This window comes from Aeromonas veronii (assembly GCA_041319085.1).
GTDB lineage: Bacteria > Pseudomonadota > Gammaproteobacteria > Enterobacterales > Aeromonadaceae > Aeromonas > Aeromonas veronii_F.
The window spans coordinates 2,583,307-2,604,581 of the sequence record CP101033.1 but is presented as its reverse complement, the minus strand read 5'-3'; the positions used below and the strand labels follow the sequence as shown (position 1 = coordinate 2,604,581).

Below are 21,275 nucleotides of genomic sequence, written 5' to 3'. Positions count from 1 at the left end.
TCATGCAGTCATTCAACTGGGTCGACATTGATGGCATCCGTTATAGCTGGGATGGGCAGGGGAACATTACCTGCGCCGGCCAGTTTGGCTATCAGGCCTCGATTGCGGGTGATCGGCTGGATGGGATGGAGATAGAGAATGAGGCCGGTGATGTAGCGGGATCGCTCTATGTTGATTTTGCTGCTGCCGCTATCATCTATGTGCCGGTCATGGATACCGAATCTGCCCATAACATGATCCTGGTGGGCCATGTTCAGGGGCAGCAGGAGTATCCGTTGGCCAGTTTTCACTCCCCGTTGTTGCACGATTTGCTGGGGCCGTCTGATACCATTGCCTGGTCTGCGAGGGCGGAGGAGAGTGGTGGCACCGATGTTGGATCGGTTCAGCAAGGACGCGTTCTGTCGTGGGATTCGTTCCATTTCGATGATGAGGTGTTGGCTTGTAGCGCGACACCGGCGCTGAATATGGCAAACCAGAGCCAGGAGCCTGGCAGCATGGTTACCATCAGCCTCGATCTGACCAGCCAGATACTGGAACAGATCCCCCCCTTGCACGATATATGAATCCCGTAGCTGCACGGGCATAATGAGCTCAATCTTTTCGATTGAGGTTTTTTCTATGTGGCGTCCCCTTCTTACTCTTTCCGCTCTGGTTGTCAGTGCTCCGCTGCTAGCGATTGACGTGCCGCAAGCGCCCCATCTGGTGGTGAGCGGTTATGCCGAGCAGAAAACTGAACCCGATATGCTCACCCTCAATGTGGCGGTGAGTGCTCTGGATAAGCAGGGCCTCAAGGCCAAGCAGCAGGTAGATACCAAGGTCGCCGCCTTTTTCAGCCAACTGGAAGGGTTGGGGATCAAGCGCAGCGATGTTGAGGCGGGCAACCTGATGGTCTCGCCGGAATATCAGTATGGTGAGAACAATAAGACGGTGTTGCTGGGATACCGTGCCCAGCGGCAATTGGCGGTGAAGCTCTATCAGCTCGACAAGTTGAGCCCCTTGATGGATACAGCACTCAAAGCCGGGTTGGAGTCTGTATCCCAGATTGAATACGGGTTGAAATCGCCACAGGTTATCAAGGAGCAGGCCCGGTTGAATGCCGTTGAGGATGCCAAAACCAAGGCCGAATCTCTGGCCAAGGCGTTCGGGATGAAGCTTGGCAAGGTGTACAGTGTGGAGTACCGCAACGCCTCGCCCATCACCGCTTACAGCCGCAACCTGAAGGAGGTGCAGGCCATGGTGATGGCTGCCCCCGCGCCGGATATGGCGAATAACAGCTATCAACAACAGCAGATCATGGTAAGCGATAATATCGAGGCTGTTTTCTTGTTGGAGTGATAGCAGTCGTTTATGCCTAGTCATGAAAAACCCCGCCGTTTGCTGCGGGGTTTTTATGTCGCGTCGATGCAGATGTAAAAAAGCCGACGCTCGTGTTCACTTCATTGGGCGTCGGCTTTTTGTTGCGTGCGGCCTATCAGGCGGTCACAGCGTCAGCCTTGGTCGCTTCTGGCGCAGGGGTCCGGATGAGGTAATCAAACGCACCCAGTGCGGCGGTGGCGCCGGCACCCATGGAGATGATGATCTGCTTGAACGGTACCGTGGTGGCATCCCCTGCGGCGTAGACGCCAGGTAGGGAGGTCGCCCCTTTGGTATCGATCTCGATCTCGCCAAAGCGGGTCAGGGCAATCTCGCTCCCTTTCAGGAACTCGGTGTTCGGTACCAGGCCGATCTGGACGAAGATACCCGCCACCGCCAGGTGTTTGATCTCACCTGTGGTGCGATCTTCGTAGTCCATACCGACCACCTTGCTGCCATCACCGATCACTTCGGTGGTGCGCGCGCTCATGATGATGTCGATATTGCCCATCGAGCGAGCCTTCTTCTGCAGCACCTCATCGGCACGCAGGGTATCGGCAAACTCCACCACGGTCACATGCTCAACGATGCCAGCCAGATCGATGGCTGCCTCGATGCCGGAGTTACCACCACCGATCACCGCCACTCGCTTGCCCTTGAAGAAGGGGCCATCGCAGTGCGGGCAGTAGGCTACGCCCTTGGTGCGGTACTCAAGCTCGCCCGGTACGTTCAGATCGCGCCAGCGAGCACCGGTCGCCAGGATCACGGCACGGCTCTGCAAGGTGGCGCCGGAGGCGAGATCCACGTTCACATAACCATCTTTACTGATGGCGGCGGCACGCTGTTCGGTGATCACTTCCACGCCATATTGTTTGACGTGCTGCTCCAGACTGGCGGCCAGTTTGGGGCCTTCGGTGTAGGGTACGGAGATAAAGTTCTCGATGCCGACGGTGTCCATCACCTGACCACCGAAACGCTCGGCAACGATGGCGGTGCGAATGCCTTTACGAGCGGCATAGATGGCCGCTGCGGCGCCAGCCGGGCCACCGCCCACCACCAACACGTCGTAGGGAGCTTTCTCATTCAGCTCGGCGGCTTTGCGATCGCTTGCGCCAGTGTCGAGCTTGGCGACGATCTCTTCCAGCGAGATGCGGCCCTGGCTGAACGGCTGACCGTTCAGGTAGACATTCGGTACCGCCATGATCTGGCGTTCGGCAACTTCTTCCTGGAACAGGGCGCCATCGATCATGGTGTGAGTGATGCCGGGGTTCAGGGTGGCCATCAGGTTGAGGGCCTGAACCACGTCCGGGCAGTTGTGGCAGGAGAGGGAGATATAGGTCTCGAAGTGGAACTCGCCCTTGAGATTGCGGATCTGCTCCTGCACGGCCGCATCGGCCTTGGAGGGGTGGCCGCCGCTTTGCAGCAGGGCAAGCACCAGAGAGGTAAATTCATGACCCATGGGGATGCCGGCAAAGTGAACGCGCGGGGCTTGGCCCTGCGGCGCGACGCTCATGGAAGGCTTGCGAGCGGCAGTGCCAGAGGTCTGGGTGATCTTGGGGGACATCTCGGCGATCTCGCTGGCCAACGCCAGCAGCTCTGCAGATTTGTCACTGTCGTTGCCGGACACGCTGATCTCGATGGGATTGACGATGTACTGCAGATAGGTGTTCAGCTGTTGTTTGAGGTTGGTATCCAACATGGTCGAATTCCTTCTTGTGATTACGGGTCGGCGTGAAATGTAAGCCGGAAAGCAGACCGGCGCACTCTTTGAGGGCCGGAAACAAAACCGGCCCTTGTGCGGGCCGGTCTTGGAAGCGGGAGGCTTAGATCTTGCCTACCAGGTCCAGGGACGGGGCCAGAGTGGCATCGCCTTCTTTCCATTTAGCCGGGCACACTTCACCCGGGTGGGCGGCAACGTACTGGGCCGCTTTGACTTTGCGCAGCAGTTCCAGGGCGTCACGGCCGATGCCGCCAGCGTTGATCTCGACGATCTGGATGATGCCCTGCGGGTCAATCACGAAGGTACCGCGATCAGCCAGACCGGCTTCTTCGATCATCACACCGAAGTTGCGGGTGATGGTACCAGTCGGGTCACCAATCATCGGGTACTGGATCTTCTGAATGGTGTCAGAGGTGTCGTGCCATGCTTTGTGGGTGAAGTGGGTGTCGGTAGAGACAGAGTAGATCTCGACGCCCAGCTTCTGGAATTCAGCGTAGTTGTCAGCCAGGTCGCCCAGCTCGGTCGGGCAAACGAAGGTGAAGTCAGCCGGATAGAAGAACACCACAGACCACTTGCCTTTCAGGTCAGCGTCAGACACCTGAACGAATTTGCCATTGTGGTAGGCGGTAGCATTGAACGGCTTGATTTCAGTGTTGATGTAGGTAGACATGTATTTGCTCCTTGGTGATGTACATATGCCGGGCTGGTGTTGCAAAAGTTGGCCAGGCGAGGCGTTTAACTTTCGATGGATTCATCATAAGGGCTTCCGATAATCGATAAAAGCCGCAATTTTGAATCGCTTAAATCTACTTATTAGATAGCTCACTATGGCTGTACCTAACATGAATATCTCTGACGTACAGAGATAACTCCTTGTCGTGGTTCAATATCTGTGCGGTACATCGCCTTTTCAAGGCCCAATTAGCCAGCCGAGCGCAGCCGCGATGAGATGAGCAGTGGCGCAAGCAGGTGGCAGGAGGTTGAGGTCGCTGGTCGCAGCGATGGGATTGAGTTGGCAAGGCGGGGAAGCCGAAAAGCGCAGATAAAAAAATCCCGGCACTATCGCAACGACAGGGCCGGGTCATCAAACAAGGAATGGCTATATAAACAAATGCTTTACAGCAAAGACTACCTACGGGGTGTGCAAACTTGCAGACATCTGAGAGGAAGATAATGGGTGCACAATCCCTCGTCTCCCCCTCGGCAACTATTGCATGAGCGGGATAATAGTGTGACGCAGGTCACAAGGCAAGTATTTGGTGTAATTTTTCAGTCAAAATGAAAGTTTTTCATCATTTTAGCCGGTTTTGATGGCTTAAAACGCTTTTCTTTGTAATTTAATTACAGTATTGGTAATCAAAAGTCGGTAGGTGGCTCCTGCTCTTCCATCAATTCGAGCAAGTTGATTGCCACGGCAATGAAGTCTGACTCGGTGACAATGCCGATCAGCTTGCGTCCTTTGAGTACCGGCAGGCAGCCATATCTGTGCCGCTGCAGGTAGAGTGCTGCCTCCTTGATACCGGCGTGGGGATCCACACTTGCTACCTGGCGGGTCATGATCTCGTCCAGTTGCACGCTGTCGGTAAACTCGGCTTCCCGCTCCGGATTGATCAGCAACAGCTTGGATTCGCGGGTGGCCAGGATATCGGTCAGGGTCACCAGCCCCAGCAGGTGGTGCTGTTCGTCGACGATGGGAATGTGGCGGATCCGCTCCTGCTGCATCAGGTCCATCGCCTGTTTGACACTATTTTCCGGACCCAGGGTGAAAGGGTGTTCGGTCATGATCTCGGATAAGGTCATCATGGTGGGCCTCCTTGTGTATCTGCTTTCACCCTAGCCCAGCGCCTATTGGCAAATCATGATCAGGGTCAATACAGAACATTAAAGAATCATTAACGCGCAAGCGCTCACAAAAACGAGCGCTATCCCTTGTCTCTCTTGGGTTTTTGGTCTTTTGGGTTGCCTTGGCAGATGGGGATAACTAGACTAGCCGCCGATTCCCCCCGAGGTGAAAGATGCAAGTATCCGATTTTCATTTTGATCTGCCAGACGAGCTGATTGCCCGCTATCCGATGGCAGAGCGTACCGCCAGCCGCCTGTTGCAGCTCGATGGTCAAACTGGCGCCCTGCGCCATGGTCAATTTGTCGATGTGCTGGAACAGCTCAACCCCGGTGATCTGCTGGTATTCAACAACACCCGCGTCATTCCGGCGCGCATGTTTGGCCAGAAGGCCAGCGGCGGCAAGCTGGAGGTACTGGTGGAGCGCATTCTGGACGAGCACAGCGTGCTGGCCCATGTCCGGGCCTCCAAGGCGCCCAAGCCCGGTACCCGGATGCTCATGGATGGAGGCCCAGATGGAGTGAAAGTGGAAGCCGAAATGCGCGCTCGCCACGACGCCCTGTTCGAGATCCACTTCCTCGACCCGCGCCCGGTGCTGGAGATTTTGGAGGCCATCGGTCACATGCCGCTGCCCCCCTATATCGACCGTCCCGATGAGGATGCAGACAAGGAGCGCTACCAGACCGTTTACAATCAAAAGCCCGGCGCCGTCGCCGCGCCGACCGCCGGTCTGCACTTTGATGAGCCGCTGCTTGAGAAAATTCGGGCCAAAGGGGTTGAAACGGCCTTCGTCACCCTGCATGTAGGGGCGGGGACCTTCCAGCCGGTGCGGGTAGAGAAAATTGAAGATCACCACATGCACTCCGAGTATGCGGAAGTGCCGCAAGAGGTGGTGGATGCGATTGCTGCAACCCGTGCCCGTGGTGGCAGGGTGATTGCGGTGGGGACCACGTCGGTGCGTTCGCTGGAGAGTGCGGCCAAGGTCACCCTGGCGCAGGGCAAACCGCTGGCGCCCTTCTTTAGTGACACCAATATTTTCATCTTCCCTGGCTACCAGTTCCAGATTGTCGATGCCATGGTCACCAACTTCCATCTGCCGGAGTCGACTCTGATCATGCTGGTCAGCGCCTTTGCCGGTTATGACAACGTGATGGCGGCCTATCAGGCGGCCGTGACCGGGCAGTACCGTTTCTTCAGCTACGGGGACGCCATGTTCGTCACCCGTCGCCAGGTTGAAGCATAAGCTTCAGCTTATTTACCGGGCCGTGATCGGCCCTCCTATTGTCAGACTGTTTCTCTGACGCAGCCGAGGTAGCAATGAAATTTGAACTGAAAACCACCGACGGTCGTGCCCGTCGTGGTCAACTGGTGTTCGAACGTGGTGTGGTACAAACGCCGGCCTTTATGCCGGTCGGGACGTACGGCACCGTCAAGGGGATGACCCCTGAAGAAGTGCGTGAAAGTGGCGCCCAGATCCTGCTGGGTAACACCTTCCACCTCTGGCTGCGCCCGGGGCAGGAAGTGATGCGTGCTCACGGCGATCTGCATGACTTCATGAACTGGCAGGGGCCGATCCTGACCGACTCCGGTGGTTTCCAGGTGTTCAGCCTGGGCGACATTCGCAAGATCACCGAAGCGGGTGTGCACTTCCGTCACCCCATCAATGGCGAGAAGATCTTCCTCGACCCCGAGAAGTCCATGGAGATCCAGTACGATCTGGGCTCCGACATCGTGATGATCTTTGACGAGTGCACCCCTTATCCGGCGACTTATGAAGAAGCGCGCAAGTCAATGGAGATGTCCCTGCGCTGGGGCAAGCGCTCGCGCGACAAGTTTGATGCGCTGGGTAACAAGAATGCCCTGTTCGGTATTATCCAGGGGTCGGTCTACGAAGATCTGCGGGATGTCTCCCTCAACGGTCTGCTGGAGATCGGCTTCGACGGCTATGCGGTCGGCGGTCTGGCAGTGGGTGAGCCCAAAGAGGACATGCACCGCATCCTCGAGCACGTCTGCCCGAAAATTCCGGCCGACAAACCGCGCTACCTGATGGGTGTCGGCAAGCCGGAAGATCTGGTGGAAGGGGTGCGCCGCGGCATCGACATGTTCGACTGCGTGATGCCAACCCGCAACGCCCGCAACGGCCACCTGTTCACCACCGATGGCGTGGTGAAGATCCGCAACGCCAAGTATCGCAACGACACCAGCACCCTGGATGCCGATTGCGATTGCTACACCTGCAAGAACTACACCCGCAGCTATCTCTATCATCTGGACAAGTGCAACGAGATCCTCGGTGCCCGTCTGAATACGATTCATAACCTGCGTTACTACCAGCGCGTGATGCAAGGTTTGCGGGACGCGATCGAGCAGGGTAAATTAGACGACTTTGTAACTGAGTTTTACCGTCGGCAAGGGAAGCCTGTGCCGCCATTAGCTGAAAAAGACGTGAAATAACAACGATATATAAGTTAGTTATCAAATCTACATCAAAACAAGAGGTTGTTAAATGAGCATTATCTCCAAGGCGTATGCAGAAGGTGCAGTTCCGGGTGCACAGAGTGGTGGTATGGAAATGATCATCATGCTGGCCGTATTTGGCCTGATCTTCTACTTCATGATCTATCGTCCCCAGGCCAAGCGCGCCAAGGATCACCGTAATCTGATGACCTCCTTGTCCAAGGGTGACGAAGTGCTCACTTCCGGTGGCCTGGTTGGCAAAATTGCCAAAGTGGCTGCAGACAGCGATTACCTGGTGATCGCCCTGAACGACCAGACTCAAGTCACCATCAAAAAGGACTTCGTTTCTGCCGTTCTGCCCAAGGGTTCTATCCAGTCCCTTTAATCTCCCAAGGAGCACAGCGTGTTGAATCGCTATCCGCTGTGGAAATACCTGATGGTGATCCTGGTGATCGCCATCGGTTTTCTATATGCAGCCCCCAATCTTTACGGCGAAGATCCGGCTTTGCAGGTGTCTGCCAGCCGTGGTGCCGAAGTCAAGCTCGATACCCTTGACCTGGTGAAAGAGACCCTTGAAGCGGCCAAGATCCCGGTCAAACATGCTGCATTCGAGCACGGTTTTATCCTGATCCGTTTCAAGAACACCGAAGATCAGCTCAAGGCGCGCGATATCGTTGCCAACAAGCTGGGCGACAACTTCATTACCGCACTCAACCTTGCACCTTCCACTCCCGCCTGGCTCGAAGCCATCGGTGCGGCGCCTCTGAAGCTGGGTCTTGATCTGCGCGGTGGTGTGCACTTCCTGATGGAAGTGGACATGGCCGAAGCACTGACCAAGCAGCAAGAGCAGATGGTGCAGGATTTCCGCTCCGAGCTGCGCACCCAGAAGATCCGTTACTCCGGCGTGCGCCGGGTCGGCGATCAGGTGCAGGTGATCTTCCGTGACGAAGCCGATCAGGAGCGCGCTGTTTCTCATCTGCGTCGTCAGAACCCTGATTTGACCTTCACCACTGAGCAGAAGGGGGATGAGCTCATCCTGCTGGCTGGCCTGAGCGAAGCCAAGATCAAGGAAGTGAAGAAGTACGCTCTCGAGCAAAACATCACCATCATCCGTAACCGGGTCAACGAACTGGGTGTGGCCGAGCCGCTGGTACAACAGCAAGGTGCCGAGCGCATTGTCGTTGAACTGCCCGGTATTCAGGATACCGCCCGCGCCAAGGAGATCCTGGGCGCGACTGCGACCCTGGAATTCCACATGGTCGATGAGACCGCTGACATCAAGGCCGCGGCTGACGGCCGTGTACCGCCCAGCTCCAAGGTCTACAACGATCGCAACGGTCGTCCAGTGGTGCTGCAAAAGCGGGTGATCCTGACCGGTGACCACATCGTGGGTGCCCAGTCCGGTTTCGACGAGTACAGCCGTCCCCAGGTCAACATCAAGCTGGATGGCCAGGGTGGCAACAAGATGGCCAACTTTACCAAGGACAACGTCGGTAAAGGGATGGCGACCGTCTTCATTGAGTACAAGCCGGTCGGTCAGCCGGGTCCGGATGGCAAGCGCAAGTTCCGCAAGCAGGAGGAGGTGATCAACGTCGCCACCATCCAGTCACGCCTTGGCAGCCAGTTCCGTATCACCGGTATCGATAACGCCAACGAAGCCCACAACCTGGCGCTGCTGCTGCGTGCCGGTGCCCTGATCGCCCCGATCCAGATCGTGGAAGAGCGCACCATTGGCCCGAGCCTGGGTCAACAGAACATCGACAGCGGTATGGAAGCCATCGGCTGGGCCATGCTGGTGATCGTGCTGTTCATGGGGATCTACTACCGTGCGTTCGGTTGGGTCGCCAACCTGGCGCTCTGTATGAACCTGGTGTTGATTGTCGGCATCATGTCGATGATCCCAGGGGCGACCATGACCCTGCCGGGTATCGCTGGTATCGTCCTGACGCTCGGTATGGCGGTGGATGCCAACGTGCTGATCTACGAGCGTATTCGTGAAGAGATCCGCAACGGTCGCGGTGTTCAGCAAGCCATCCATCTGGGCTTTGATCGGGCATTCTCCACCATTGCCGACTCGAACGTTACCTCGCTGATTACTTGCGTGATCCTGTTTGGTATTGGCACCGGCGCTATCAAGGGCTTTGCCCTGACGCTGGGCATTGGTCTGACCGCCTCCATGTTTACTGCCATCACTGTTTCCCGCGCCATTATCAACCTGGCTTGGGGTGGACGGCGTATCGACAAGCTGCCCATCTGAGGATAGAGAAAATGTTTCAGATTCTACATTTTGAAAAACCGATCCCGTTTATGCGCTATGCCAAGCCGGGTGTGGTTTTCTCTTCCCTGCTGATGGTGATCGCCCTGTTCTTCCTGTTTGATCGGGGCCTGAACTGGGGCCTGGACTTTACCGGTGGTACCTCCATCGAAGTGGGGTTCCAGCAGTCAGTGAGCCTGGATAAAATGCACGAAATACTGGATGAGCAGAAGATTGAAGGGGCAACCCTGCAACACTTCGGCTCCAGTCGTGACGTGCTGTTCCGCCTGACCCCGAAAGAGGGGGTCAAGGTAGAGGAGCAGGGTAACGAAGTGCTGGCGGCAGCCAAGCTGCTCGACGAGGGGGCAGTGCTCAAACGCGTCGAGTTCGTCGGCCCTTCTGTGGGTGACGAACTGGCGACAGACGGTGCGCTGGCCATGCTGGCCTCCATCCTCTGTATCCTGGCCTATGTGGCGGTGCGTTTCGAATGGCGTCTGGCGCTGGGGGGCATTCTCTCCCTGGTGCACGACGTGGTGATCACCCTGGGCGTGTTCGCTTATTTCCAGTACGAGTTCGACCTGACCGTGCTGGCGGCGCTGATGACCCTGGTGGGCTATTCCCTGAACGATACCATTGTGGTGTTCGACCGCCTGCGGGAGAACTTCCGCAAGGTGCGCAAAGGGGATACCGAGTACATTCTGGATCTCTCCATGACCGAGACCTTGAGTCGTACCATCATCACCTCCGGCCTCACCTTTGTCGTGGTGCTGGCGCTGCTGCTCAAGGGCGGTGCGCTGATCCACGGCTTTGCCGTGGCCATGGTGATCGGTGTGGCGTTCGGCACCTACTCCTCCATCTATGTGGCGAGTTCGTTTGCCATGTTCCTCGGCGTCAAGCGCGAGCACATGCTGCCGACCCAGGTAGAGAAAGAGGGTGCGGACCAACAGGAAATCCTGCCGTAACAGTGAAGAGCGCCTCATGGCGCTCTTTTCTTATCTCTGCGTGTCGTCTGCTGACACACATGATCCAAGCAACAGGAGTTTGCCATGCATCATAATCCCCGTTTTTTGGCGCTGGTTGACGGGATCCGCTCCCGCGTCACCGAAACCGATGTTCACCAGATCAAGCGCTGGCAGGAGGAAGGGCGCACGTTTCATCTGATCGACGTGCGGGAAGAGAGCGAGTGGGCCAAGGGCCATCTGCCCGGAGCCCGTTATCTTGGTCGTGGGGTGATTGAGCGGGATATCGAGACCCTGTTCCCGGATCCAGAGATCGAGCTCTACCTCTATTGTGGTGGTGGTTTTCGCTCCATTCTGGCGGCGGACAACCTGCAACAGATGGGTTATCGCAAGGTGATCAGCGTGGACGGCGGTTTTTGCGGTTGGTGCGATGCCGGATACCCTGTCGAATCCTGATTTATTTGAGGTAGAGGGGCACAGCTACATGACAAAGTGGCAGTTGACCTTTACCATATGCGGGGTCAAGCGTAAGCGTCGGAGTGTTCATTGAACGTCAGGAAAGGGATTGGATACCTCCTTGGTATCCTGTTGTTGCTTCCCATGTGGGGGTGCAGCAGTAGCAGTCAGGTTAACACCCCTAAGGTTCCCAAGCCGCAGCCTGCTTCACTGGTTTTGGCGACCCCCCTGCAGGTCTCCTACCAAAGCGAGCTTGCATTGGCGCGACTCGGTCAGATGCTCAGTGAAATGGAATTGACCACCGAGCAACGGGCAGAGTTGTTCTATGAGCGTGCCGTGGTGTTTGATCGGGTTGGCCTGCGTTCCCTCGCGCGGCTCGATTTCAACCGTGCCCTGCGGGAGAAACCGGATTTCGCCGAAGCCTACAACTTTATCGGCGTCTATCTGGTACAGCAGCAGAATTACGACGAAGCCTATGATGCGTTCGATTCTGCCCTCGAATTGGCGCCGGACTATGACTATGCCTATCTCAACCGTGGCATCGCCCTCTATTACGGTAACCGTCCCGAGCTAGCCGCGGCCGACATGAAGCGTTTCTACGAGGCGCAGCCGGAAGACCCCTATCGGGTGATCTGGCTCTATCTGGCCGAGCAGAAACTCGACCCGTTGGCAGCCATGAGCCGGATGCGCGAGCGTCTGAACAAGTACGATGACGATGCCTGGAACTGGGATTTGGTGCGCCTCTATACCGGCGAGATCAACGCTTCCCAGCTGATGGGTAACGTGGTGAAAGGGGTGAAGGATAACCGGGAGCTCGCCGAGCGCCTGTGCGAAACCTACTTCTATCTGGGCAAGTTCGAGTTGGGCAAAGGCAACCGCAAGGAGGCTATCAGTTACTTCAAGCTGGCCCTCTCCAACAACGTCTACGACTTTATCGAGCACCGCTATGCGCTGCTGGAGCTGGAGTTGATGGCGCGCAAGCCCTTGCCGCCAGGCGCTCAGAGCGCCCGCAGCAAGAGTGATCAGCCCTCCTGATCCACTGCGTTATCGTTGTAAAAAAGGCCTCGCGATGAGGCCTTTTTATTGGGCGAATGGCGGGCTTATTTCACCAGACTCATGCCGGGGATCTGGCGCCAGTAGCCGTTGCAGTCGCTCCCTTGTTGCAGGGGGAGAGGAGCCTGGCCCTGCTGGTTGGCTTTGAAGCGGGCCAGCATCTCCAGCGTTTCCATCCCTTGTGGCGAGAGTCTGACCACATCCACCAGACCTTCCATGCCGGCCAGCTCGTTACCCAGGTTGTAACAGTAGCCGGATTGGGTCTGGATCCCGTTGAGATTGAACACCCGCTGCCCCTCGCGGCTGTTAGCCAGTCGCCCGGTGGGGTAGTTGATGCAGGCAAGCTCGCAGTTGTCCTTGGGCTTGTCGAGGGAGCGGGCGGTGAAGCAGCGCGCCGAGTAGGCAAGCGGCAGATGGCCGTAGGCAAACACCTCTACCTCAAATTGGTCGCGCAGGGGACCCAGATCCTGATTGAGCTGGATCAGCCAGTCACGGGAGAGCTCCACCGGCATGACCCAGCGTTTCATCCCCTGTTTGAGCAGCATGCGCAGCACATCGGCGTTATAGGCGTTGATGGCGGGGCCGCAGACAAACGGGATACCTGCCTCCCTGGCGAGTTGTACCGTACCGAGATCGTTGGCTTCGACCATCAGATCGCCATTGTCGACCAGCCGCTTCACCTCCTTGAGCTCGGAGGGGGCGGAGATGAGGGCGAGGGTCGAGAGCACCACCTGTTTGCCGGAGCTGGCCACCTGACGGGCCAGCGCAGTCCAGTCGTCAACTTTGAGTTCGCGCCGCTTGCTGCAGACGGTCTCCCCCAGATAGATGATGTCGGCTTGGCTGTCGGCCGCGGCATGGTAAAAGGCTTCGGTATCGGCTTTAGGCCAGTAGAAGAGCAGAGGCCCGAGAGAAAATTGCATGGGTGGACTCCTTATTGCCACTGACGATGGTAGGCACCGAGGGTAGTCTGGCTACCTTCTGAAATGCGGGCGAGCTGGGCATCCCACTCAGGCTTGACCTGATAGGCCTCGGGATTGGCCTGATAGGCATCGATGGCCGCACGCCAGACTCGGGTCACTTGCTCCACATAAGCGGGGCTGCGCTGGCGCCCTTCAATCTTTACCGACTGGATCCCGGTCTGGAACAGCTCGGGCAACAGGCCAAGGGTATTGAGACTTGTCGGCTCTTCCAGGGCGTGGTAGGTCTGGCCATCCACATCGAAACGCCCCTTGCAGAGGGTCGGATAACCGGCATTTTCACCCGGGCCGTAGCGGTCGATCAGCACTTCGTTGAGCCGCGACTCGAGGCCATTCGGGGTCTCTTCCCAGCGGACGAATTTGGCCGGTGAGCAGGCGCCGACGGTGTTGGGGCTCTCGCCCGTCATGTAGGAGGAGAGGTAGCAGCGCCCCTCGGCCATGATGCAGAGGCTGCCAAAGGCGAACACCTCGAGGCCAACGTCGGTCTCGCGGGCCAGCTGCTTGACCTGATGCATGGAGAGCACCCGGGGTAGCACTACCCGTGTGACATTGAATTGCTGCTGATAGAAGCGAATGGCGGCAGCATTGGTGGCGCTGGCCTGCACCGAGACATGGAGTTCCATCTCGGGGTAGTGGCGGCTGGCATAGTCCAGCACCGCCAGATCGGCGATGATCAGGGCATCTGCACCGAGGGCTACCCCGCGATCAACCGCCTGTTTCCATCGTGTATCCGCCCCGGGATGGGCAAAGGTGTTGATGGCAATATGCAGCTTGCGACCATGTTGATGCACATAATCTACCGCCTTCTCCAGTTTGCTGTCGGTAAAGTTGAGACCGGCAAAGTGGCGGGCATTGGTGTCATCCTTGAAACCGATATAAACGGCATCGGCCCCGTTATCCACGGCGGTTTTCAGTGCCGGCAAACTGCCTGCCGGACAGAGTAATTCCATTGGTACGCTCCGAGAGTGCATATGAAGGGCAAACGAGCCCTGATTGTATGCAGCCATGCACTCTCGCTTTTTGACCTGAGGCAGCTTTGTGTGGCTTTACCCTTCTTGAGGTAACTCTGCACAAGTTTGATTTCCAACAGGATCTTGCCACTCTCCCTGTGTTTGAATGCGCAAAAAAGGAGTCTATCGTGTTTCAACAACTGCAACGCCGCCTGGTCGAACAGGCTCCGCGCTTCTTGCGTCATCCCCTCAAGCTGGTTCCCTTCAATCTGCAAAAGCAGCTGATGGAGAGCTTGCTGGCCCGGGTATTCAAAGAGGCCATCGAAGATGGCGATTTCGCGTTTCTGGCAGACAAGTGGCTGAAAGTCGACGTCTCTGATCTGGAGCTGTGCTGGTTTATCAGTGAGCAGAACGGCCAGTTGGTGGTGACTCGCGAGTGTGACAAGGCCGATGTCTGCTTCAGCGGCAGCGCCAACGATCTGATCCTGATTGCCGGTCGCAAAGAGGATCCGGATTCGCTCTTCTTCCAGCGCAAGCTGAAGATAGAAGGGGATACCGAGCTGGGCCTTGAGGTGAAAAACCTGATGGACAGTCTGGATCTCGATGGCTTGCCGAGCCTGATGAAGTATCCCCTGATGGATCTGGCGACGTTTATCGAACGCGCCCGCACCGATTCAACGCAGACTCCGGTGCAGACGGCGCCGGGCGGGATCCCGTCTTAAGTGGGCAATCACCCCGTGGGCATGGCGACGATAATGGTGCCTTGCCCAGAGGCAACGACAGGCCCACAGACAGGGCACCAAGGCAAGGATGGCGGTGGGAGCGGGCAGCTGTGATATGGCCAGCCCCACAGCCAGCCAGATAAAGGGCTGCGCTTCATACAGCCACTCCGGCTGCAGCCAGCGTTTGCTCGGAAAGATAATCAGGTCGGTACGCCGGTAACTGGAGCGCATCATCCAGGTCACCGCCCCGGCGATAAACAACAAGGCGCCTGCAAACCAGAGCAGGGGCTGTTCACCCAACATAATGATGACAATGGCCATCAGCAGGTAGAGGCTGGGCAATCTCTCATAGATAAAGGGGGGAAGCATGGCGTTGTGTCTCCTGTGCCGTTTACCGGATATCCATCAAGTTTAGTCCCCCCCCTCCCACTCTACTCATACTGGTTTGTTATACAAACAGGTGGTTTTGTTCTGAAATGGCTCGGCTTTTACGGTGCCAAAATAGCGTTCTCCTATGTTACAATTGCGCGCTATTTTTGACTGAAGATTGACTGGGCATGTTGGATCAGATTCGTATCGTTTTGGTAAATACCTCTCATACCGGCAACATGGGGTCTGCGGCACGCGCCATGAAGACCATGGGGTTGACCCAGCTGGTATTGGTTGATCCGCAAGCCTTGCCGGATGACAATGCCTTCGCCTTGGCTGCTGGTGCCAGCGATGTGCTTGCCAATGCCCGTATCGTCCCGACTCTGGACGACGCGATCGCCGATTGTGGTTTGGTGATTGGCACCAGCGCCCGCTCGCGAACCCTGAGCTGGCCCATGCTCGATCCCCGTGAGGCCGGCGAAAAGTCGATAGTCGAGGGGATGCAGCACCCGGTCGCGCTGGTGTTTGGCCGTGAACGCACCGGTCTCACCAACGACGAATTGCAAAAGTGCCACTACCACGTGGCCATTCCGGCCAATCCCGATTACAGCTCCCTCAATCTGGCCATGGCGGTGCAGACCCTCTGCTACGAAGTGCGGATGCGCTGGCTGCAGGGACAGACCGCCGAGCCTGAAGATGAGATGGCCTATCCGAGTGCCGCCCAGCTGGAAGGGTTTTATCAGCACCTGGAGCAAACCCTGATGAAGACCGGTTTTATTGCCGATGACCATCCGGGTCATGTGATGAGCAAGTTGCGTCGTTTGTTCAATCGGGCACGGCCGGAAGCAGCTGAGCTCAACATTCTGCGCGGGATTTTGACCTCGGTGCAGAAAGCGCGCGTACCGGATTAATCCGACTGATTTACTCAACCATATACTTGACTGATTTAGTCGGGTATGTGACCATGTGCCCCATTAAATTGCTTCGCAAGACGGTAAGGCACATGAGACTGACTTCAAAAGGACGTTACGCTGTAACCGCCATGCTAGACGTGGCGCTGCATGCAGAGCAGGGGCCCGTCCCCCTTGCCGATATTTCCGAGCGCCAGGGCATCTCGTTGTCCTATCTCGAGCAGCTCTTTGCCCGCCTGCGCAAACATGGTCTGGTGAGTAGTGTGCGTGGCCCGGGTGGTGGTTATCGCCTCGGTCTGGCGCCGGGCGATATCTCGGTCGGTCAGGTGATCACCGCGGTTGATGAGTCGGTTGATGCCACCAAGTGTCTCGGCAAGGGCGGCTGCCACGGCGGTACCCAGTGCCTGACGCACTCCCTGTGGCGCGACCTGAGTGAGCGGATTTCCAGCTTCCTCGGGGATATCACCCTGGCCGAGCTGGTACGCCAGGCCGATGTGCGCCGGATTGCCGGCAAGCAAGATGAACAAATGAAGACCGTGTTGTCCCTAGTTGAACGGGCAGAACACGGCGATGTGAGCTTGAAAGTCCAACTATAAACGTGCTTTCCACAGCGGGATTCTGTATGACCCGGACTGTGACGGAGAAAAACATGAAACTGCCTATTTACCTTGATTATTCGGCAACCTGTCCGGTGGACCCGCGTGTCGCAGAAAAAATGATGCAGTGTCTCACCATGGATGGCCTGTTCGGCAATCCGGCCTCCCGTTCTCACCGCTTTGGCTGGCAGGCCGAAGAGGCGGTGGATCTGGCCCGTAATCAAGTGGCAGAGCTGATTGGTGCCGATCCCCGCGAGATCGTCTTCACCTCCGGTGCGACCGAATCCAATAACCTTGCCATCAAGGGTGTTGCCCACTTCTATGCCAGCAAGGGCAAGCACCTCATCACCTCCAAGACCGAGCACAAGGCGGTACTTGATACCTGCCGTCAGCTGGAGCGTGAAGGGTTCGAAGTGACCTACCTAGAGCCGATGCCCAACGGTCTGTTCACCCTCGAGATGATCGAGAATGCCATGCGTGATGACACCATTCTGGTGAGCCTGATGCATGTGAACAACGAAATTGGTGTGATCCAGGATATCAAGGGGCTGGGCGAACTGTGCCGCTCCCGCAAGATCCTGCTGCACGTGGATGCCGCCCAGAGCGTTGGCAAGATAGAGATCGACGTCGAAGCGATGAAGATCGACCTGCTCTCTCTTTCCGCCCACAAAATTTATGGTCCGAAAGGGATCGGCGCGCTGTACGTGCGTCGCAAGCCGCGCGTGCGTATCGAAGCCCAGATGCACGGTGGTGGTCACGAGCGCGGCATGCGTTCCGGTACTCTGCCCACCCACCAGATCGTTGGTATGGGTGAAGCCTTCCGTATCGCCAAGGAAGAGATGGTCAGTGAAGGCGAGCGTGTCATGGCATTGCGTCAGCGTCTGTGGGATGGCCTGAAAGATATCGAAGCCGTTTACCTCAACGGTGATCTTGAGCATCGCGTATCCGGCAACCTCAACGTCAGCTTTGCCTATGTGGAAGGGGAATCCCTCATCATGGCGTTGAAAGATTTGGCTGTCTCTTCCGGTTCGGCCTGTACCTCCGCCAGCCTGGAACCCTCCTATGTGCTGCGCGCACTGGGCCTGAACGACGAGCTGGCACACAGTTCCATCCGTTTTAGCATCGGTCGCTTTACCACCGAGGAAGAGATCGACTACGCGATCAAGCTGATCCGTGATTCCATCGGCCGTTTGCGCGAAATGTCTCCGCTGTGGGACATGTACAAGGATGGTGTCGATCTGAACACGGTCGAATGGGCACATCACTGATCCGTCAGTGAGCAACAGAATTAGCAGGAGTAAGATATGGCTTACAGTGAAAAAGTAATCGACCACTACGAGAATCCTCGCAACGTCGGTGGTTTCGACAAGAATGATCCCAGCATCGCGACCGGCATGGTCGGTGCGCCCGCCTGTGGCGACGTGATGAAGCTGCAACTGAAGATCAGCGAAGAAGGCATCATCGAAGATGCCAAGTTCAAGACTTACGGCTGCGGCTCTGCCATCGCCTCCAGCTCCCTGGTGACCGAATGGGTCAAAGGCAAGACGCTGGACGAAGCGGCTGGCATCAAGAACACCGATATCGCCGAAGAGCTGGCCCTGCCACCGGTGAAGATCCACTGCTCCATTCTGGCCGAGGACGCCATCAAGGCCGCCATCGCCGATTACAAGCAGAAGAAAGGTCTCTAAGCGCCGGAGAGCAGTATGGCTATTACCATGACAGGTGCCGCCGCGGCACGGGTTTCCTCTTTTCTGGCTAACCGGGGCAAGGGCATTGGCCTGCGCCTCGGCGTCAAGACCACCGGCTGCTCCGGTCTGGCCTACGTGCTTGAGTTCGTTGATGAACTGACTGATGAAGATCAGGTGTTCGAGCAGCAGGGCGTCAAGATTATTGTCGATGCCAAGAGCCTGATCCATCTGGATGGCACCGAGCTGGATTTCGTCAAGGAGGGCCTCAACGAGGGCTTCCAGTTCAACAACCCCAACGCCAAAGGCGAGTGTGGTTGCGGCGAAAGCTTTAGTGTCTGAGATGTTTGACGTGAATGATCTTTCGTCTGTTGTTGAACGGGTCAGATATGCGTAGTTCAACAATACCTTCTCATGCGCCAAAGGCGAGTGGGGTTGCGGCGAAAGCTTCAGTGTCTGAGCTGTTTGACGTCAATGATCCTTCGTCTGTGGTTGAACGGGTCGCCCATGACCCGTTCAACCACGTCTCATTTGCCAGGTGCGAGTGAGGTTGTGGCGAACGTTTCCAAGAGGTTTGCATGAATCATTTCGAGCTGTTTGGGCTGGTTGAAGGCTTCGAGCTCGATACCCGTCAGTTGGCTGATACCTACCGCCAGCTGCAAACCCAATTCCATCCTGATCGTTTTGCCACCGCCCCCGAACGGGAGCAGCTGGCTGCGGTGCAACGTGCCGCCCAGATCAACGAAGCATTCACCACTCTCAAGGCGCCGCTGCGCCGCGCCGAATATCTGCTCTCCCTGCGTGGCACAGATATCCGTGGTGAACAGCAGACCCTGCAAGATACCGCGTTTCTGATGCAGCAGCTGGAGTGGCGCGAGCGTCTGGCCGCTCTGAAAGATGACGCCGACCCTGAGCGCGCCATCAAGGATTTTCGCAGCGAGATCAGGCATGATCACCAGATGTTGATGCAGCAGCTGACCGAATCTCTTGCCGCCGGCAGAGATCTCGTTGCCGCTGATTGCGTTCGCAAACTCAAGTTTGTCGACAAGCTCCTCGAAGAGCTGGAACGATTCGAAGACTCGCTTCTCGAGTCTTGATCCTTTAACGCTGGAAGTTTCATTACCCATGGCATTACTGCAAATCGCCGAGCCCGGCCAGAGCGCTGTTCCTCATCAGCACAAACGTGCCGTCGGCATCGATCTCGGCACCACCAACTCTCTCGTCGCTGCGGTTCGCAGCGGTCACGCAGATACCCTTTGCGATGAGCAAGGGCGCGACCTGCTCCCGTCAGTGGTGCACTATCAAAGCGACACCATTCGAGTCGGGATTGATGCCAAACGCGAAGCGGCACTCGATCCGCACAACACCATCGTCTCGGTCAAACGGATGATGGGCAAGGCGCTGGCCGATATCGATACCCGCAAGCAGCCTTACCAGTTTGTTGCCGCCGACAATGGCATGCCGCAACTGCAAACCCGTCAGGGGCTGGTCAATCCGGTACAGGTCTCGGCCGAAATTCTCAAAAAGCTGGCCGAGCGTGGTGCCGCCTCGCTGGGTGGCGATCTCGACGGCGTGGTCATTACCGTGCCCGCCTATTTCGATGATGCCCAGCGTCAGGGCACCAAAGATGCGGCCCGTCTGGCCGGTCTGCACGTGCTGCGGCTGCTCAATGAGCCGACTGCGGCCGCGATTGCCTATGGCCTCGACTCCGGTCAGGAAGGGGTGATTGCGGTTTACGATCTGGGGGGGGGTACCTTCGATATCTCCATCCTGCGTCTGCATCGCGGCGTCTTTGAAGTGATGGCGACCGGCGGTGATTCGGCCCTCGGTGGCGATGACTTCGATCACCTGCTGGCGGACTGGATCACGGAACAAGCCGGTTTGACTGGCGAGCTGGATGCCCATCTGCAGCGCGAGCTGCTGGATGTGGCCGCTGCCGTCAAACACGGTCTGACCGATGCCGAGCAGGTGGCTTGCACCTTTGCGGGCTGGCAGGGATCCGTGAGCCGCAGCCAGTTTGATGAGCTCATCACCCCGCTGGTGAAACGGACCTTGCTAGCCTGCCGCCGCGCCCTGCGCGATGCCGGTCTCGAGCAGGTGGACGTGCTGGAAGTGGTGATGGTCGGTGGCTCAACCCGGGTGCCGCTGGTGCGCGAACTGGTGGGCGAGTTCTTCCAGCGTACGCCGCTGACCAGTATCGATCCGGACAAGGTGGTTGCCATTGGCGCCGCCATCCAGGCCGATATTCTGGTGGGCAACAAGCCCGATGCCGAGATGCTGCTGCTGGACGTTATCCCGCTATCACTGGGTCTAGAGACCATGGGTGGCCTCGCCGAGAAGGTGATCCCGCGCAACACCACCATTCCGGTGGCCCGCGCCCAGGAGTTCACCACCTTCAAGGATGGTCAGACTGCCATGGCGATCCATGTGGTGCAGGGTGAGCGCGAGCTGGTCGCTGATTGCCGCTCCCTGGCCCGCTTTACCCTGACCGGCATTCCGCCGATGGCCGCCGGTGCCGCCCATATTCGCGTCACCTTCCAGGTGGATGCGGATGGGCTGCTCTCGGTCAGCGCCATGGAGAAATCCTCCGGCGTGCAGTCCGAGATCCAGGTCAAGCCCTCCTACGGACTGGCGGAGCAGGATATCCTCAGCATGCTAAGCGCCTCCATCGAGAACGCCCAGCAGGATATGGATGCCCGCATGCTGGCCGAGCAGCAAGTTGAAGCTGACCGGGTGGTCGAGAGTCTTAATGCGGCGCTGGCCGCCGATGGCGATGCCCTGCTGAATGCTGCCGAGCGTGCCGAGATTGATGCCGCCATCGCCCATCTGCTGACCATGCGCAGCAGCGGCACAACCCATCAAATCAAAGAAGCCATTGAGGCGGCAGATGCTGTCAGTGGCGAGTTTGCAGCCCGCCGGATGGATGCCTCCATCCGCAAGGTGCTGACCGGACAAAACGTCAACAAGGTGTAA

The 21,275-nt window shown here is 57.4% G+C and carries 23 protein-coding genes; 17 read left to right on the top strand and 6 right to left on the bottom strand.

From position 1 onward, the window contains the following. The first annotated feature begins 2 nt into the window (after nucleotides 1-2). Together NMD14_12300 and NMD14_12295 are read left to right on the top strand one after the other, a co-directional pair. Nucleotides 3-563, top strand: a complete 561-nt coding sequence (locus NMD14_12300; GenBank protein ID XEI31566.1) for a hypothetical protein — start codon at nucleotides 3-5, stop codon at nucleotides 561-563. Between the two features lie 55 nt (nucleotides 564-618). Then, the gene (locus tag NMD14_12295; GenBank protein XEI31565.1) at nucleotides 619-1,335 is read left to right on the top strand and encodes an SIMPL domain-containing protein; all 717 of its coding nucleotides are present in this window, start codon (nucleotides 619-621) and stop codon (nucleotides 1,333-1,335) included. A 136-nt stretch (nucleotides 1,336-1,471) separates the two neighbouring features. On the opposite strand, the gene ahpF is transcribed toward NMD14_12295, so the two are convergent. The 3 genes from ahpF to NMD14_12280 form a co-directional block, all read right to left on the bottom strand. Beyond that, nucleotides 1,472-3,052, bottom strand: a complete 1,581-nt coding sequence (ahpF, locus tag NMD14_12290) for an alkyl hydroperoxide reductase subunit F (protein ID XEI31564.1) — start codon at nucleotides 3,050-3,052, stop codon at nucleotides 1,472-1,474. A gap of 124 nt (nucleotides 3,053-3,176) precedes the next feature. Beyond that, nucleotides 3,177-3,743 (bottom strand): alkyl hydroperoxide reductase subunit C, encoded by a 567-nt coding sequence (gene ahpC / locus NMD14_12285; protein ID XEI31563.1) that lies wholly within the window; start codon nucleotides 3,741-3,743, stop codon nucleotides 3,177-3,179. A 686-nt stretch (nucleotides 3,744-4,429) separates the two neighbouring features. Continuing rightward, complete coding sequence (locus tag NMD14_12280; GenBank protein XEI31562.1) at nucleotides 4,430-4,876, bottom strand: CBS domain-containing protein; 447 nt, start codon at nucleotides 4,874-4,876, stop codon at nucleotides 4,430-4,432. A 212-nt stretch (nucleotides 4,877-5,088) separates the two neighbouring features. Here NMD14_12280 and queA point away from each other — a divergent pair, with 212 nt between their 5' ends. From queA to nlpI, 7 genes are all read left to right on the top strand, one after another. Further along, the gene (queA, locus tag NMD14_12275; protein XEI31561.1) at nucleotides 5,089-6,156 is read left to right on the top strand and encodes a tRNA preQ1(34) S-adenosylmethionine ribosyltransferase-isomerase QueA; all 1,068 of its coding nucleotides are present in this window, start codon (nucleotides 5,089-5,091) and stop codon (nucleotides 6,154-6,156) included. 74 nt (nucleotides 6,157-6,230) lie between these two features. Further along, nucleotides 6,231-7,367, top strand: a complete 1,137-nt coding sequence (tgt, locus tag NMD14_12270) for a tRNA guanosine(34) transglycosylase Tgt (GenBank protein XEI31560.1) — start codon at nucleotides 6,231-6,233, stop codon at nucleotides 7,365-7,367. Between the two features lie 52 nt (nucleotides 7,368-7,419). Further along, nucleotides 7,420-7,755, top strand: a complete 336-nt coding sequence (gene yajC, locus NMD14_12265; GenBank protein XEI31559.1) for a preprotein translocase subunit YajC — start codon at nucleotides 7,420-7,422, stop codon at nucleotides 7,753-7,755. Between the two features lie 18 nt (nucleotides 7,756-7,773). Beyond that, nucleotides 7,774-9,627: a protein translocase subunit SecD gene (gene secD / locus NMD14_12260; GenBank protein ID XEI31558.1), complete on the top strand. Its 1,854-nt coding sequence runs from the start codon at nucleotides 7,774-7,776 to the stop codon at nucleotides 9,625-9,627. A gap of 11 nt (nucleotides 9,628-9,638) precedes the next feature. Beyond that, a complete protein-coding gene (gene secF / locus NMD14_12255) occupies nucleotides 9,639-10,586 on the top strand; it encodes a protein translocase subunit SecF (protein XEI31557.1) in 948 nt (315 codons plus the stop codon). 84 nt (nucleotides 10,587-10,670) lie between these two features. Further along, nucleotides 10,671-11,039: a rhodanese-like domain-containing protein gene (locus NMD14_12250; GenBank protein ID XEI31556.1), complete on the top strand. Its 369-nt coding sequence runs from the start codon at nucleotides 10,671-10,673 to the stop codon at nucleotides 11,037-11,039. A 144-nt stretch (nucleotides 11,040-11,183) separates the two neighbouring features. Beyond that, a complete protein-coding gene (nlpI, locus tag NMD14_12245; GenBank protein XEI34756.1) occupies nucleotides 11,184-12,074 on the top strand; it encodes a lipoprotein NlpI in 891 nt (296 codons plus the stop codon). Nucleotides 12,075-12,139: 65 nt separating this feature from the next. Here the strand turns inward: nlpI and NMD14_12240 are convergent, their stop codons facing one another. Together NMD14_12240 and NMD14_12235 are read right to left on the bottom strand one after the other, a co-directional pair. After that, entirely contained in the window at nucleotides 12,140-13,012 is an 873-nt protein-coding gene (locus NMD14_12240) for a U32 family peptidase (GenBank protein XEI31555.1), read from the bottom strand. Between the two features lie 11 nt (nucleotides 13,013-13,023). Continuing rightward, the gene (locus NMD14_12235; protein XEI31554.1) at nucleotides 13,024-14,019 is read right to left on the bottom strand and encodes a U32 family peptidase; all 996 of its coding nucleotides are present in this window, start codon (nucleotides 14,017-14,019) and stop codon (nucleotides 13,024-13,026) included. A gap of 188 nt (nucleotides 14,020-14,207) precedes the next feature. On the opposite strand from NMD14_12235, the gene NMD14_12230 reads away from it, so the two are divergent. Continuing rightward, on the top strand, nucleotides 14,208-14,741 hold the full coding sequence (locus NMD14_12230) for an SCP2 domain-containing protein (GenBank protein ID XEI31553.1): 534 nt from the start codon (nucleotides 14,208-14,210) through the stop codon (nucleotides 14,739-14,741). Here the strand turns inward: NMD14_12230 and NMD14_12225 are convergent. Beyond that, the gene (locus NMD14_12225) at nucleotides 14,694-15,110 is read right to left on the bottom strand and encodes a hypothetical protein (protein XEI31552.1); all 417 of its coding nucleotides are present in this window, start codon (nucleotides 15,108-15,110) and stop codon (nucleotides 14,694-14,696) included. The genes NMD14_12230 and NMD14_12225 overlap by 48 nt on opposite strands. A gap of 188 nt (nucleotides 15,111-15,298) precedes the next feature. Between NMD14_12225 and trmJ the strand changes: the two genes are divergently transcribed. The 7 genes from trmJ (at nucleotide 15,299) to hscA (ending at nucleotide 21,275) form a co-directional block, all read left to right on the top strand. Continuing rightward, the gene (gene trmJ / locus NMD14_12220) at nucleotides 15,299-16,021 is read left to right on the top strand and encodes a tRNA (cytosine(32)/uridine(32)-2'-O)-methyltransferase TrmJ (GenBank protein XEI31551.1); all 723 of its coding nucleotides are present in this window, start codon (nucleotides 15,299-15,301) and stop codon (nucleotides 16,019-16,021) included. Nucleotides 16,022-16,113: 92 nt separating this feature from the next. Further along, the gene (gene iscR, locus NMD14_12215; protein XEI31550.1) at nucleotides 16,114-16,617 is read left to right on the top strand and encodes a Fe-S cluster assembly transcriptional regulator IscR; all 504 of its coding nucleotides are present in this window, start codon (nucleotides 16,114-16,116) and stop codon (nucleotides 16,615-16,617) included. A 53-nt stretch (nucleotides 16,618-16,670) separates the two neighbouring features. Continuing rightward, complete coding sequence (locus NMD14_12210; GenBank protein XEI31549.1) at nucleotides 16,671-17,885, top strand: IscS subfamily cysteine desulfurase; 1,215 nt, start codon at nucleotides 16,671-16,673, stop codon at nucleotides 17,883-17,885. 36 nt (nucleotides 17,886-17,921) lie between these two features. After that, nucleotides 17,922-18,305 carry a Fe-S cluster assembly scaffold IscU gene (gene iscU / locus NMD14_12205; protein ID XEI31548.1) on the top strand — a complete coding sequence of 128 codons (384 nt, stop codon included), beginning with the start codon at nucleotides 17,922-17,924 and terminating at the stop codon, nucleotides 18,303-18,305. Between the two features lie 15 nt (nucleotides 18,306-18,320). Continuing rightward, nucleotides 18,321-18,644, top strand: coding sequence for an iron-sulfur cluster assembly protein IscA (gene iscA, locus NMD14_12200; protein ID XEI31547.1), 324 nt, complete (start codon nucleotides 18,321-18,323; stop codon nucleotides 18,642-18,644). Between the two features lie 236 nt (nucleotides 18,645-18,880). Beyond that, on the top strand, nucleotides 18,881-19,399 hold the full coding sequence (hscB, locus tag NMD14_12195; protein ID XEI31546.1) for a co-chaperone HscB: 519 nt from the start codon (nucleotides 18,881-18,883) through the stop codon (nucleotides 19,397-19,399). 28 nt (nucleotides 19,400-19,427) lie between these two features. Beyond that, on the top strand, nucleotides 19,428-21,275 hold the full coding sequence (gene hscA / locus NMD14_12190) for a Fe-S protein assembly chaperone HscA (GenBank protein ID XEI31545.1): 1,848 nt from the start codon (nucleotides 19,428-19,430) through the stop codon (nucleotides 21,273-21,275).